Here is a 13,833-nt window from a genome sequence, read left to right on the forward strand (position 1 = left end):
CGGTAAGGGTTGGTGCTGTTTCGAAGTAGAAGTCTAGACTCCGACCGGCGATCCATTCATGGTCTATGCAGGCCGCTCGGGGATTGTCGCGAATACACGGTCGCATCCGCGTTTGTTCCTCGCATCGAAGTGCTGTATAACCATACAGCTCACAGTACGATCCCGAGTTTGCCCACTAGCCGCGCACGCGAATCAGACCATCATGCCCTCGCCCACCCCAATTGAACTTGCTCCGGATTATTATCTGGTCAATTTCTGCGCATTGCTGGAATTCGTGATGTCCCGCTACCAGCCACTGTTGTCACCAGATGAGCGGGCACTTTTCGACCACTTCCATGCTGCGGCGCCGGACAGTCAGCGGCTCTATGTGAGGCTGCTGTCCCGCAAGGGCGTGCCGTCCTCTGCAGGTGCCCTGTTTCGGCAGGACAAGCTCGCGTACCCGGAAATCGACGACCTGGCCGCGGCTACAGAAGAGCTGCGGGGTGTCGGGCTCTTGCAGCACAACCCCGCCCTTCCCCTGGCAGAAATACTCCCGCTGTTCACGAAAGCCGAACTGATGCCCCGGAGCCTGGTTCCCCTGCCCCGGTCCATCAAACGTCCGGCGCTGGAACAGGCGTTGCTGGACCAGGCGCAAGATCCCGCAGTTTTTGCTGATGGCGAGACCGTACTTGCAGTCCAGGGCGCGGAACACTTTGAAACCTTCAAGTTGTGCTTCTTCGGCAACCTGAACCAGGACCTGACCGACTGGGTGCTGCGGGACCTGGGCCTGTACCAGTACGAACGCTACCCCCTCGACAAGCACAACCTGCCATTCCAGAGCCGCGCCCAGATCGAACGGCACCAGAGATATTACGCGTGTCTGGCACAGCAGGATGAGGCCGTGGAAAGCGGTTGTGAAGCCATACTTGGGCTGGCGTTGCAACTCCCCACGGTGCCGGATAGCGACACCACCCTGCGCCGCCGGGTGGACCGCCTGCGGCTGGCCCTGGGGCGACAGCTCGAACGCCTTGAAGCACTGGATGCGGCGGAGCGGTTATACCGGGAATGTATCCACCCTCCGGCCCGTGAGCGCCGCGCGCGCATCGCGGTCAAGTCAGGGGAAATCGACAGGGGCCTGTCGCTGTGTCGCGAAATCCTGGCTGCCCCCTCCAGTGAAGCGGAGCAGGTGTTTGCGGAAAGCTTTGGCTACCGCACGGCAAAACGCGAGAAGCGGCTGGAAGACTGGGCTGCACCTGAGCGCTACCAGCCACCCACGGAAACCGTCACCGTGCCCCCGATGCAGGAATGCGTGGAATTGCTGGCGGCGGACTGGTTGCAGCAGACTGGCGGTAACTCGACACAGTGTTTTTACGTGGAGAACTGCCTGTTTAACGGCGTGTTGGGACTCTATGTCTGGGACATTCTTTTTGCCCCGCTTCCCGGGGCCTTCTTCAATCCGTTTCAGGTGGCCCCGAGCGACTTCCGCTCGCCGGATTTTTACTCCGCGCGCCGGGAGGCTTTCGAACAGCGGCTGGCGGAACTCGACGAAAGTACCCTCGCCCAGCGCGTGTGGGGTACCTACCGGGAAAAACATGGCATAGCCAATCCCCTGGTTGCCTGGGACGCACTATCAGAATCCCTGCTGGCATTGGCACTGCAGCGCATTCCCGCTTGCCACTGGCACCGATTGTTCGAGCGCCTGTTGCGGGATATCACCCACTACCGCAGCGGACTGCCGGATCTGATCCTGTTTCCGGCAACGGGCGGCTACGAACTGGTGGAGGTCAAAGGCCCCGGTGACCGGCTGCAGCAAAACCAGCAGCGCTGGCTGGCATTTTTTGCGCGCAACCACATACCCCACCGGGTGCTACATGTGGAATGGGCCCAGGCCCCGGCGGATGAGGTGGTGACTTGAGTCCGCCCGACACACAGATACCCGCCGAGCCAGTCGAAAACGCCGAACAGCGTGCCCCCGCCCCACTGCACCTGTCCGTGGGCGAGCTGGTGGATTTTGCCTGTCGCTGCGGCGATCTGGTGAGTGACTCGGCACCCGGCCCCAGCGCCCAGGAAGGCATCCGCGCGCACCAAAAGTTGCAAAAAAAGCGCCCCAAAACCAGTGAGGCGGAATATCGCCTGCAGGTAGAGTACGAATGGCTTGGACAACCGGTACAGCTCAATGGACGCGTGGACATCCTGCATCCCCGGTGCGACCTCCATCACCCGGTACAGCTCGATGAGATCAAGACCACCTATTGCTCCCCGGACAACCTGAACCCGTCGCTGCGTGCACTGCACTGGGCGCAGCTCAAGATTTACGGCTTCTGCTATCTGCTGCAACATGGGACAGCGTGCCTTGTGGATGATCGCATCGCCCTGCAGATGTTGTGGCACAATCTCAAAGACAAAAAGACCTACCCCGAGTTGCGCGAATTTGCCTGGCCGGAGCTGGAAGCCTTCGCCCGCGAAGCGTTGGGAATATATATCCGCTGGCGCCGGCAGTGGCAGCAACATCGGCAGCGCTTGCGTGCCTCGGCAAAGGCATTGCCATTTCCGTTTCCCGAATACCGCGCGGGACAGCGATACCTTTCCGTTGCCGCCTATCGCTGCCTGCGCGACGGCGGTGAACTGGTAGTGGAAGCGCCCACCGGAATCGGTAAAACCATCAGCACCCTGTTTCCCGCAGTCAAGGCGGTGGGGGAAGAGCAGATTGATCAGGTGGTCTACCTCACGGCCAAAAACTCCGGTCGCGCGGTGGTACGGGAGTCTATTTCGCGCCTGCAACAGAATGGACTCAAACTGTCGCTATTGGAAATCCAGGCCCGCGACAGAACCTGCGCCTGCAGCCTCGGCCTGTGCAGCAAAGATGCGGAGGGCATCTGCCCGCGCACCCGCGGATTTTACGACCGTCTGCCAGACGCACGGCAGCAGCTACTGGGAACGCCGCTGCTGACACCGGATGCTATCGCAGAGGTGGCAGACAAGCTGCGCCTGTGCCCGTTCGAGCTGTCCCTGCAGATGCTGCCGTGGGCGGACCTGGTGGTTTGCGATTTCAACTATGTATTCGACCCGCTGGTAAGGCTCAATGTTCTACTCGACCAGGGGCAGCGCCGCGCGCTGCTGATCGATGAGGCGCACAACCTCGGCGACCGCGCGCGCGGTATGTACAGTGCGAGCCTCAGCCGCAAGGAAAGTCGCCGATCGGCTGCGGAGTGCAAAGACTCCCACCCCGCCCTCCGCCGCAGCATTCAGTCTCTGGTACGCGCCGTCGATCAATGGGTGTCCCGGTGCCGGCAAGATCGGAAGTTAGCTGCGACCCGCAGCGAACCGGGCAGCGAGCACTGGGTGTTGCCAAATAGTGAACCAGAGGCCTACCCAACCGCAGTTTCCCGCGCGGCGGAAAAGGTGGCGACAACCATCAGCCTGTTATCGGAGCAATCAAAGTCCGCCCCGGACGCTATCGGCGAATGGCTGAAAAACCTGTATCGCTATCTCTGTATCGAGCAATTGCAGGCTGACCAGCACCGCTGCATCACGCGTACGGAAAACCCGGGCGCGCCCTGGGAGGAACAGCAGATCAAGCTCCTGTGCCTGAACCCCGCGAGCTACCTAGCCCAGTGCTTCCGGCAGTTTCACGGGCTTATCGCATTTTCCGCGACCCTGCGGCCCGCGGGGTATTTCTATCAGCAACTGGGATTCCGCTCGGAAACCCCCTATCTGCAGTTACCCTCGCCGTTCGACAGTGAACAGTTGGGCGTATTCCTCTGTCCGTTTATAGACACCCGCTACCGTGCGCGGCAGCACGCATTTTCAGCGCTCTGTGATCTGATCGGCCGGGTATATTGCAGCCGCCCGGGCAACTACCTGGTGTTCTTCCCGTCATACCAGTTTATGCAGCAGGTAGCGGAGAAATTTACGGAGTTTTTCCCGGATATTGCGCTGCTCCAGCAGCGACCCAATGCCAGCGAAAACGAGCGCGCTGCTTTTTTGCACCGGTTTAATGAGGGGCAGCGGACGTTGGGGTTTGCCATTATGGGGGGGATTTTTGGCGAAGGTGTGGACTATGTTGGCGAGCGCCTTGTGGGTACCATCGTTGTCGGCATTGGCCTGCCACAGGTCAACCTGGAACAGGAGCTGTTACGCGCAGGCTGCGAAAATACCCTGCCGGGAAATGACAGTGGTTTCGATGCTGCCTACCGCTATCCCGGCATGACCCGGGTATTGCAGACGGCCGGACGGGTAATTCGAACCGAGTCAGATCGCGGTGTGCTGATACTGGCAGATGACCGATTTATGGACCCCTTCTATTACAACCTGTTTCCCGAGCACTGGCGGCCGCATGTCTGTCGTGACGGGAATGCCCTTTCCACCGCCCTGCACAATTTTTGGGGGAACCAGTGAGCAAGGTGTTGGCGCGGGAATTTTACCGCCGTGGAGCCAGCCCGCGAACCCAACCGGTAAGCTTCGCGGACGTGCGCAAGCGTTTTGGGTTCAGCTCGATCCGTATCGGCCGCTGGGTAACCCGGGAAGAACGGGACCGCGCTGCCGGCCTGTTTTACGATGCGCTGGTGGATCTGATGAGTATCCTGCAGGGGCCGGAAATACTGATCTCGTTGCGCGAGACACTGTCATTCCAGTACGGTATCGGCGGCCGCCCCGGTATGATGGCATTTTACGAACCCGCCACCCGCAGTTTTTCCCTGGCCAAAAATGCCGGCCCCGGTTCCATTGCTCACGAGTGGTTTCACGCACTGGACCATTACCTGGCCGACAAGGCCTTTAGTGATGTCGGTTCGACAACCCGCGGCTCCGGCCGCTACGCCTCGGAAGCCTGGTTGAAAGGCGCCACACCGGTACCCCACCCGATCAATGACCGCCTGTTTGCCTGCTTCAGGGCGATAATGCTGGATCAGAGCGGGGAAAACCCCAGCGAACTGTTCCGTATATCCTGTACTGCAGACAAGGCAAATGGCTGCATCTATTACAGCGACCCTGCGGAAATCAGCGCCCGTGCCTTCGAGGCCTTTGTACAGGACGCCAGCATCAGCAACAATTTCCTGGTGTCCGGCACCAAGGCATCAGATGAAGCGCGCATGGGGCTCTACCCCACGGGCGAACATCGCCAGCGTATCAACCGGGCGTTTTCCGAATACTTCCGGCTACTCGGCCAGGCCCTAAAAAGCCAGGTTCAGGGCAATTAAAAGCCGGCAAAACGAAGCTCGCGCAACTAAAATCAGGCCGGCACACCGCGCACCCTGGCCTTGATAGCTTCGTGTGCGGCCTCCTGTTGCTGCTGCAGTTTGCGCCGCAGTACTGCCGCTTCAAAGCGCTGTTTTTCCACCTCGGTTTTCGGTACCAGTTTTGGCACCGGGACCGGGCGCCCCTCGTCACCCACCGCCACCATGGTGAAGTAGCAACTATTGGTGTGACGCACGACCTTGTTGCGAATGTCTTCGGTCACCACCTTGATCCCCACTTCCAGGGAAGTATTGCCGGTATAGTTGACCGACGCCAGGAAGGTCACCAGTTCACCCACATTGATCGGCTGTCGAAACAATACCCGATCCACCGACATGGTGACCACGTAGGTCCCGGCATAGCGGCTCCCGCAGGCGTAGGCCACTTTATCCAGATAGGACAACAGCTCGCCGCCGTGTACCTTGCCGGTAAAGTTGGCCATATCCGGCGTCATCAAAACACTCATTCGCAGCTGGTGATCAGGAGTATCCATAACTCAGGTTCCTTATCCGTACGGTAACATCAGGTCCGGCGGGACCCGCTTTGCCCCGCCTAACTTCAGCCGCTGCAATTTCCGTACACAAAGCGGCAAATAATCGTGAATCGCTCTCGGCTACTGGTCATTCAACTTGGTAAGAAGCCGGTGAGTCATCAGCCGTGAAATCCGCTGGCGCGGACTCTTCGCCCCGATGCACGATCCGATACAGTATCGGTAGCACGAACAGCGTCAGCAGTGTGGAAGACAGGATTCCTCCTATCACCACGGTGGCCAGCGGTCTCTGTACCTCGGCGCCAGTGCCGGTATTCAGCGCCATCGGCACAAAGCCCAGGCTTGCCACCAGCGCCGTCATCAACACCGGGCGTAACCGGGTCATGGCGCCATCGATGATCGCAGCAATCAGTGCACTTCCCTCCTGCCGTAACTGGCGGATAAACGACAGCATTACCAGGCCGTTCAATACTGCCACACCGGACAGTGCAATAAAGCCGACGCCGGCGGAAATAGACAGCGGCATATCCCGCAACCACAGCGCCAGAACGCCACCGGTCAGTGCCAGCGGCACCCCGGTAAAGATGATCAGCGCATCCTTGAGTGAGCCGAAAGCCATTACCAGCAGTCCCAGGATGATTGCCAGTGTCAGCGGTACCACCAGTGACAACCGCTTGCTCGCGGACTCCAGCTGCTCAAAGGTGCCGCCATAATCCAGCCAGTAACCCGGCGGTAGTGGTGCCTCTTCTGCGATTCGCCTGCGCGCCTCATCGACGAACGAGCCCAGGTCCCTCTCCCGCACATTGGCGGTGACCACTATCCGGCGCTTGCCATTTTCCCGGCTGACCTGGTTGGGAGCTGGCACAAACTCCAGCCGCGCCACCTCAGACAGCGGTACATAGCGGCCGAGCTGGCTGCCATCGGGCAAGGGGACCGGCAGATCCTTAAGGCCATCGATATCCCGGCGCAATGTTTCCGGCAGGCGCAGCACCAGTTCAAAACGCCGGTCGCCCTCGTAGATCAGTCCAACGGAAGCACCGCCAATTGCGGTTGCCACCAGCTCCTGCAACGAGTCGACATCCAGACCATAGCGGGCCAGTGCCGTGCGCCGGGGTACAACCTGCAGCACCGGCAATCCCTCCACCTGCTCCATCCGCGCATCGGCGACTCCCTCTATGGTTTGCAGCACCGCGAGTATTTTTCCGGCCGAGGCCACCAGCTGGTCCAGGTTATCGCCAAAAATCTTGATGCCGAGATCTGCGCGCACCCCGGAAATCAGTTCGTTGAAACGCATCTGAATCGGCTGTGTGAACTCGTAGTTGTTGCCGGGCAATTGACTTACCGCCTGTTCAATTTGCGCCACCAGCTCCGCTTTCGGGAGCCCTGGATCCGGCCACTGCTCGCGGGGCTTCAGGATCAAAAAATTGTCAGTGACATTCGGCGGCATCGGGTCGGTAGCCACTTCCGGGGTACCGGTCTTGGCGAACACCTTGTCGACCTGGGGAAATTCGGCAAGTTTCTTTTCGAGTAGCGCCTGCATTTCCACCGCCTGCTCGAGCCCGGTGCCGGGAATGCGCAGTGCGTGCAGGGCAATATCTCCCTCGTTCAGTTGCGGAATAAACTCGGTACCTAGGGTCGTGGCGAGCCAACTGCAAAACAGTACCAGCGCAAACGCACCCGACAGCAACAGCCAGCGCACTTTTAACGCCGCAAGCAGCAGGGGGCGATACAGGGATTTGGCCGCAGTGATTGCGCGGTTTTCCCGTTCACTGATCTTGCCGGTAAGAAAGATTGCCACCGCTGCAGGTACCACAGTGAGCGATAGCACCAGCGCAGACAGCAGAGCCATTACCACGGTTATCGCCATCGGGTGGAACATTTTGCCCTCCACCCCCGTAAGGGTGAATAGCGGGATGTACACCACGGTAATGATCAGCACACCGAACAGGCTCGGGCGGATTACCTCATTGGTTGCCCTGAATACAAGGTCGAGCCGCTCATCCAGCGGCAGCGGTGCCTGCCTCGTACGCTGTGCCTCTCCCAGCCGGCGAATCGCGTTTTCCACCACGATGACCGCGCCGTCCACTATCAGCCCGAAGTCCAGCGCGCCGAGGCTCATAAGATTGGCGGACACTCCGGTTTTTACCATGCCGAAAATCGTTGCCAGCATCGCCAGCGGTATTACCGCCGCGGTGATGATGGCTGCGCGCAAGTTTCCCAGTAACAGGAAAAGCACCGCAATCACCAGCAACGCGCCTTCTAACAGGTTTTTCTGCACAGTCGCGATGGCCTTGTCCACCAGTGTGGTGCGGTCGTAGACGGCTTCAACCCTGACACCCGGCGGCAGTGATCCCTGCACCTGTTGCAAAGCGTTGGCAACATTCCTGGCCACCGCGCGGGAGTTTTCACCCACCAGCATCATGGCCGTACCGAGTACGGTTTCCCGGCCATCCCTGGTCGCTGCGCCAGTACGCAGTTCCTTGCCGATGGCGACTTCCGCAATATCACGTATTTTCACCGGCACTCCGCCGCGGTTGGTGACCACGACATTGTCTATCTGCTCGATCTTTTCGAGCTGTCCAGGGGAACGAACCAGCAGTTGCCGGCCATCGCGCTCAACGAAACCCGCTCCGCGGTTGGTATTGTTGCGCCGCAGGGCCTCCGCAACATCCGCCATGGAAATCCCGAAGTTGAGCATTTTCTGCGGATCGGGTGTCACGTGGTATTGCTTGTTGTATCCACCGATCGTATTCAGCTCGGTGACGCCGCGCACCAACGAGAGCTGCGGTTTGATTATCCAGTCCTGGATTTCGCGCAAGGCCATTGCGTCGTAGAGCTTGCCATCAGGCCCGCGAGCACCGGGCAATGCTTCCACGGTGTACATGAATATTTCCCCGAGACCGGTCGCCAGAGGGCCCATTTCCGGCTCCAGGCCCGGCGGCAAGGCACCCTTGATCACGGCAAGCCGGGTATTGATCAGGTTGCGGGCAAAATAGAGGTCGGTGCCCTCCTCGAACACCACAGTAACCTGCGACAGCCCGTAGCGGGAAAGCGACCGGGTGTACGCCAGCTTTGGCAGCCCGGACAGTGCGGTCTCCACCGGATAGGTAATACGCTGTTCGACCTCCAGCGGCGAATACCCGGGCGCTTTGGTATTGATCTGTACCTGTACGTTGGTGATATCCGGTACCGCATCGATGGAAAGTCGCTGGTAACTCCAGATACCGATGCCGATCAGCACCAGTGTCAGTGACAGCACCAGGTAGCGCCGCTCGATCGAAAGGCGCAAAATGGATTCAATCATTGCAAGCCTCCCTCAGTGATGGTGTCCGGCACCGGACTTTTCGATATCTGCCTTGATCAGGTAACTATTTGCAGTGACATAGCGTTCCCCTGCGTTGAGCCCACTGACGATCTCGGTAACCGTGCGGCCTCGACGGCCAAGCTCTACACTTTGCGCCCGGTAGCGATCACCGTTTTTCACGAACACTACCGTCGCGCCCCGCAGTGGCTGCAACGCGCGGTTGTCGACCACAACCGGCGCCGCAAACGCCCCCACAACCACATCCCCCTGCACCATCATGTCCGTGGTCCACTGGTTGTCGCGGTTGTCCAGCGCCACCCGGGCGATGGCATATGGCTGGCCGCTAGCGGCCGGCGCAAGACTGGCGATGCTGGAATCCACCTGGAGATTTCCCGCGCTTATTCGCACCCTTTGACCGCGTGTAATTTCCGGCCGGTGGCCGGCGAACACCTGCAGCTCCACCCACAGCTCGTCATAGTTGGCGATGGTAAAAAGCTCGCGGTCACCGCTGTACTCTCCCGCGCTGGCCGCCTTGTCGATGATCTGTCCGCTGATGGGCGCGAGCAGTGAATAGCGCTGCAGACTGTCATTGGACTCGATTACCGCGAGCTGCTGCCCCTTTTGCACCTGATCGCCGAGTTTTACTTGAACGGAGACTACCGGCCCCGGATACCGGGCACGGAGATGTGCAATAGCGCTGTGATCTGCCGCAGTTTTTCCATACAAAGTCACGCTGCGCCGGACATCCCCGGGGCCCGCCACCGCTGTTTCGATACCCGCCTCCCGTGCGGTTTTTTCCGGAATGCGTACCTCATGCGTATCCTGGTGGTCAGAGGGAGTTTTTGCCTGGGTCTCTGCTCCGTAGGCCTGCGCAATCTGTACCGCCAGGGCCAGTGCTGCCGCTCCGGCATATCTCAAAATCTTTTTCATGGTATTTCTCAAATTCTATTTGCTGTCCGAGGGCGCCGACATCGGCAGCGCCGGGGCCGCGGTCAGCTGCTCAATATCGGCACCGAAGCGCAATGCGGCGCGGGCGGCATCGATACGTGCCCGCCGGGCCTGTAACAGTTCATCCCGGGCGGCAATCCACTCCAGGTACGAATAGCGCCCGCGCCGATAGGCCCGCTCGACTTCGGCGAGGGCGGATTCGAGCGCGGGAACAATGGATTGTTGGAGGACGTTCACCGTGGTCACAGCCTGCTCCCTGCCGCTGACAGCGCGGAACAATTGTGTGTTGAGTTGTAGCAATGCGGTTTCGCGCTCCAGCGCCACCTGCGCGCGCTCCGCCTCAGCGGCCACTCTGGCACCGGCATTGCGCCGGTCCGAAAACAACGGCACTTCAACGCCCGCCACCAGTGTCGTTTCGTCCAGTTCACGGGACTGGCGCAGCCCTACAGACCAGGCCAGGTCCAGGCTCGACTGGGTTTCCACCAGCCGCAATTCCGCCGCCCGCAAACGCTCCTTTGATGCAAACTTCGCGATCGCGGGGTTGTGTTCCGCCGCGGCATAAAGTTCTTCGAAACCGGCGATAGGAGGCAGTTTGTAGAGCGCGGCACTGTCGACGTAGAAGTCGTCGTCCGGACTACCCCACAGGGTCGCCAGTGCGCGTTTGCGCACCTGCAACTGACGCGATTCGGATTGCAAGGAAAGGCGGGCCTCGGCCAGTGCCGCCTGCGCCCGCAGCCGTTCTGATTTTGGCGCCGCGGCGGCATCCACCCGGCGGTCTACCGCAGAGAGTGTCTCCCGCGCAAGCGACACAGCGTCGTCCGCCAGCGCCAGACGCTCTTTGGCCGCAAGTACATCGGTATAGCGGCGCAGCACTTCTCCCATCAGGGTCAGCGCTTCCGCCTGTTCTTCCGCCATCAGCAGCGCCCGCGCAGCTTCGACCCGGCTTATACGGGCCTCCCGTTTGCCGCCCAGTTCGATCACCGATGACAGGGAAACCGTCAGCTCCGCCGCTTCCGCACCGTTGGTGCCGGCAAAGTTTTCCAGTTCGGCACCGAGGTATGCCGGCGGCCGCAACGCTGCCGACTGCGCCTCGCCCACCAGTGCACTATCGCGCAGGCGGTACACCGCCAGTCGTGGATTTTGCGCCAGAGTGTGCTGTATGGCTTCTGCCAGGGTAAGCAATCTTGACGATCGGGCAATTGTGTCCTGCGCCAGCAATAGCATCAGGCAGAACAGCAGTGTCACCGCAACCAGCGCACGGCGATTCGGCGCGCCGATAAAGCGCGCACAGTAATACATCATGGGGTTCTCCCGGGTCACATCTCAGGGAAGCGGGTACAGGAAAGCTGTGCCCACAGGGTCAGAGACTCAGGCCGGGAAAATGGGAGGGCGGTAAAGGGCTTTGAGATAGCGACTTGGATTCGGGGGATTCTGCGGCCCCGCGTGGATACCGGCACCATACGCCAGCGACGGGAGATGATCGCCGGGCACACCGGCGAAACCACAGCCGTGACAGTGACAGCAGTGGTGGCAGAAATCGAGGTCGGGCCCGTCAGCGGAAAAATCTGCTTTCACAAATGACGGCTGCTGAGGGGATACTGGGTCGGGATTCGCAGTGTCGTTCGACTCATCCTCACTGTCGAGGTGGTGTGGCGACACGTGGGTACTGATGTCCTGAACTTCCTCGTGGCTATCGTAAAACGCCACTGCGGTCTGGAATAACAGCAGTGCGATCAGCAAATAGCTCAGGCGCAAAACGTTCACGGCAGGTACCGATACCCATTTACTCGATTCAGGTGTGGTGAATGTATCAGACTGAACGCCGGCTTTCCAATTCCTCCAGGGGGAAGGTTTGACCGCTGTCTGCATCCGGTTCTGAGACGTGATCTTCACACAAAGGTTCAATTTGCCCTCTAATGCTACTATCCTTCCTCTCGCCGGTAGTCACCGGTCCAAGGCACTGTATTAGCTGGATTGCCCATGCCCACCGAGTTGCTCCACACCCTGATTCAACACAAGTTCGTACTCAGCCTGATTCTGGTATCGGGGCTGATACTGGTACGTATTCTGCTCACTACCCTGTTTCGTAAATCCAGCTGGTCTCGGCAGGATATCCGTCGCCGGGTGCATATGGTGCACAATGCCGGCAACCTGCTGATGGTGATCGGCCTGTTTGCGATCTGGGGTTCCGAGCTGCGCGACTTCGCCCTGTCCATTGCGGCCTTCTCCGTGGCCATCGTGATTGCCCTGCGGGATGTGGTGCAGTGTCTGGTTGGGGGAATTTACCAGGCCAGCATGCGCTCGTTCACCATCGGTGACTGGGTAAAGATCGGCGAGCAGTTCGGCGAGGTGATCGACAACAACTGGCTCAGCACCACCCTACTGGAAATCGACCCCCATGGCTTGGGCAATGGCTATACCGGTACCACCCTGTATGTACCCAACAGCGTGTTCTTTTCCCAGCCGGTAAAAAATTACAACTTCATGCGGCGCTATATCGAGCACAATTTCTCCATCGTGCGCGAGAACAAGGGCGGCAACCCGTTTATCGCCAAGGCGTACATTGAAGAGCGGGTGCGAGAGCACTGCGATTCATTCAAAGAAGTAGCGGAACGCTACTGCAAGCTGATTGAAAACCGCATGGGTGTGGAACTGGCCAGTACCGAGCCGAAGATCTGTATCTCCACCAACGAACTGGGGCACGATGTGCTCACCGTCACCCTGTTCTGCCCGCGGGAAGATGCCACCAACATCGAACAGAAGGTGACCGAAGACTTCTACCACTTCTGGTACGGCAAGACTTCGGGTGACCCAGTTTCCTAGATCGATGTATCAGTAAGCAGCCCTACTCTTCCGGGCTGCTTTTGCCGGCGTCTTGCGGTTGATCTTGTGGCGGAGCCTTCTCTTCTCCCCGTGCATAGTCCCTCGCCAGTCCGCGCAAGATACCCACCTGGTGGGCAAAGTTTCGGCAACCGGAACAGATCGCCAGGTGCAGTTTCAACTCAAGCTTCTCACCGGTTTTCAGTTTGCGCTCCTGTGACTCTGAAGCCAGGCGCGTAGCCTTTTTACAATCCATCATTTGCGCCCCTCCTTCCTCAGGGTCTTGCGCTCATCGGGCGAAAACCAGCTGCTTTCAAGACATTTCCGCAGGCGCATTCGCGCCCGGTAGAGGATTACATACAGATTGCTGGTAGTGAGATCCAGTTGCGAGCAGATCTCCTCGGACTCCAGCTCGATGAACTCACGCATCATAAATACCCGCGCCTGCTTTTCCGGCAGCCCGTTCAGGCAGGCATCGAAGACGCGCCAGAAATGTTCACTCTGCACCCCGCCCTGGGGGCCGGACCAGCTGGTGGGGCGCTCGGCTTTATGCCAGTGCCCATTAGTCTTGAACAGGGCATCCATAAACGCCTGCTCACGGTGCTCGTCATCGCCCAATTCACTGCTGGCAATGACCCGCTGGCGGTGGCGCAATGCATCCGCGATTTTGTATTTGAGAATGGAAAAGACCCAGGTACGCAGTGCCGATTGCCGGGCAAAGGAATCCGCATTTTTAAGCGCGCCCGCCAGCGCTTCCTGTACTGCGTCTTCCGCCAGGTCCTCATCCCGCAACTGCAGACGGGCGAATTTCACCATCTGCTGGCGCAGATTCTGCAAAAAGTGCGGATCCTGCAGTGATTCCAGCGGAACTTCGCCACCCTGGCTTTTCTGTGCGGTAACGGCGTCGTCGGGCATGACTCGAATCTCATCTCGGATACGGCGGATATTTCCGGATTACACTACGTTAGTAGCGCAAGCCGCTGCGAATCTTACACCAGGCGGGCGGATTTAGCGCTGCAGCCACAGAACCAGCGCTTTGCGGCCAAATGCGACAGGG

At 59.5% G+C, this 13,833-nt stretch carries 11 protein-coding genes; 4 read left to right on the forward strand and 7 right to left on the reverse strand.

The window, feature by feature from the left end; translation table 11 throughout:
- The first annotated feature begins 202 nt into the window (after positions 1-202).
- The 3 genes from QZ511_RS00855 to QZ511_RS00865 are packed head-to-tail and all read left to right on the forward strand — an operon-like array spanning position 203 to position 5,177.
- Positions 203-1,894, forward strand: coding sequence for a VRR-NUC domain-containing protein (locus QZ511_RS00855; RefSeq protein WP_295797562.1), 1,692 nt, complete (start codon positions 203-205; stop codon positions 1,892-1,894).
- Entirely contained in the window at positions 1,891-4,377 is a 2,487-nt protein-coding gene (locus QZ511_RS00860) for an ATP-dependent DNA helicase (RefSeq protein WP_295797565.1), read from the forward strand. The genes QZ511_RS00855 and QZ511_RS00860 overlap by 4 nt, the downstream gene beginning before the upstream one ends.
- Entirely contained in the window at positions 4,374-5,177 is an 804-nt protein-coding gene (locus QZ511_RS00865) for a CLCA_X family protein (protein ID WP_295797566.1), read from the forward strand. The genes QZ511_RS00860 and QZ511_RS00865 overlap by 4 nt, the downstream gene beginning before the upstream one ends.
- Before the next feature lie 32 nt (positions 5,178-5,209).
- Here QZ511_RS00865 and QZ511_RS00870 read toward each other — a convergent pair whose 3' ends face one another.
- The 5 genes from QZ511_RS00870 to QZ511_RS00890 form a co-directional block, all read right to left on the reverse strand.
- Positions 5,210-5,707 (reverse strand): acyl-CoA thioesterase, encoded by a 498-nt coding sequence (locus QZ511_RS00870; protein ID WP_295797569.1) that lies wholly within the window; start codon positions 5,705-5,707, stop codon positions 5,210-5,212.
- Positions 5,708-5,834: 127 nt separating this feature from the next.
- Entirely contained in the window at positions 5,835-9,008 is a 3,174-nt protein-coding gene (locus QZ511_RS00875; protein WP_295797571.1) for a CusA/CzcA family heavy metal efflux RND transporter, read from the reverse strand.
- Positions 9,009-9,020: 12 nt separating this feature from the next.
- Positions 9,021-9,938 carry an efflux RND transporter periplasmic adaptor subunit gene (locus QZ511_RS00880; protein WP_295797573.1) on the reverse strand — a complete coding sequence of 306 codons (918 nt, stop codon included), beginning with the start codon at positions 9,936-9,938 and terminating at the stop codon, positions 9,021-9,023.
- 15 nt (positions 9,939-9,953) lie between these two features.
- Entirely contained in the window at positions 9,954-11,258 is a 1,305-nt protein-coding gene (locus tag QZ511_RS00885) for a TolC family protein (protein WP_295797576.1), read from the reverse strand.
- 66 nt (positions 11,259-11,324) lie between these two features.
- Positions 11,325-11,720, reverse strand: a complete 396-nt coding sequence (locus QZ511_RS00890) for a hypothetical protein (RefSeq protein WP_295797579.1) — start codon at positions 11,718-11,720, stop codon at positions 11,325-11,327.
- Positions 11,721-11,936: 216 nt separating this feature from the next.
- Between QZ511_RS00890 and QZ511_RS00895 the strand changes: the two genes are divergently transcribed.
- Positions 11,937-12,779 (forward strand): mechanosensitive ion channel family protein, encoded by an 843-nt coding sequence (locus QZ511_RS00895; protein ID WP_295797583.1) that lies wholly within the window; start codon positions 11,937-11,939, stop codon positions 12,777-12,779.
- Between the two features lie 22 nt (positions 12,780-12,801).
- On the opposite strand, the gene QZ511_RS00900 is transcribed toward QZ511_RS00895, so the two are convergent.
- Together QZ511_RS00900 and QZ511_RS00905 are read right to left on the reverse strand one after the other, a co-directional pair.
- On the reverse strand, positions 12,802-13,035 hold the full coding sequence (locus QZ511_RS00900; protein ID WP_295797586.1) for a zf-HC2 domain-containing protein: 234 nt from the start codon (positions 13,033-13,035) through the stop codon (positions 12,802-12,804).
- Positions 13,032-13,691: an RNA polymerase factor sigma-70 gene (locus tag QZ511_RS00905; RefSeq protein ID WP_295797589.1), complete on the reverse strand. Its 660-nt coding sequence runs from the start codon at positions 13,689-13,691 to the stop codon at positions 13,032-13,034. The genes QZ511_RS00900 and QZ511_RS00905 overlap by 4 nt, the downstream gene beginning before the upstream one ends.
- Between the last annotated feature and the right edge of the window lie 142 nt (positions 13,692-13,833).

It is taken from the genome of uncultured Microbulbifer sp. (genome assembly GCF_913055755.1).
Taxonomy (GTDB): Bacteria; Pseudomonadota; Gammaproteobacteria; order Pseudomonadales; family Cellvibrionaceae; genus Microbulbifer.